This is a genomic window from Brevibacillus migulae (genome assembly GCF_004521915.1).
Taxonomy (GTDB): Bacteria; Bacillota; Bacilli; order Brevibacillales; family Brevibacillaceae; genus Brevibacillus_F; species Brevibacillus_F migulae.
In genome coordinates, this window is sequence record NZ_SDKD01000076.1 from 1 (window position 1) to 536 (window position 536).

General features: G+C 42.5%; 1 protein-coding gene and 1 pseudogene. Both read left to right on the plus strand.

Going from position 1 to position 536, the window contains the following annotated elements:
- Positions 1-339 (plus strand): annotated as a pseudogene (locus EIZ37_RS25655) (DDE-type integrase/transposase/recombinase); the annotation flags it as partial.
- Positions 339-536 (plus strand): Mu transposase domain-containing protein (locus EIZ37_RS26815; RefSeq protein ID WP_407921171.1); only part of this gene is annotated, 198 nt, incomplete at its 3' end. The pseudogene EIZ37_RS25655 and the gene EIZ37_RS26815, both read left to right, overlap by 1 nt.

Here is a 536-nt window from a genome sequence, read left to right on the forward strand (position 1 = left end):
ATGAAAACAGTTGTTAACGGTCAAGATGAACGCGGGCAAGTTATCTGGAATGAACGATTTGCTGGCTTTGCAGCACATCACGGTTTTATTCTGCAACGCTGCCGGCCTTACCGTGCCCGTACGAAGGGAAAAGTTGAAAACGGAGTTGGTTACATAAGAAAGAATTTTTGGCCACGTGTCCGAACATTCACAGGATTAAATGACTTGAATCTCCAAGTTCGTCATTGGCTCGATACGGTTGCCAATGTTCGTGTCCATGGCACCACTCACGAGGTGCCTCTGGTTCGCCTATTGAATATGTCGAAAGGCATATCCGTAAAGTTTCGAATGATTCATTAGTGTCGTATCAAGGTAACCGTTACTCGGTCCCTTATCAATATATTGGGTATCTTGTCCAAATCCAAGATGATCGAAACGGTATATTACGTATTTATCACGATAACAGTCAAATCGCTGAACATGTGAAAATAAATGCTAGCCTGTACCAAGTGGCTATTAATAAAAAACACTTCGAGGGAATACGAAGAACGAACAGT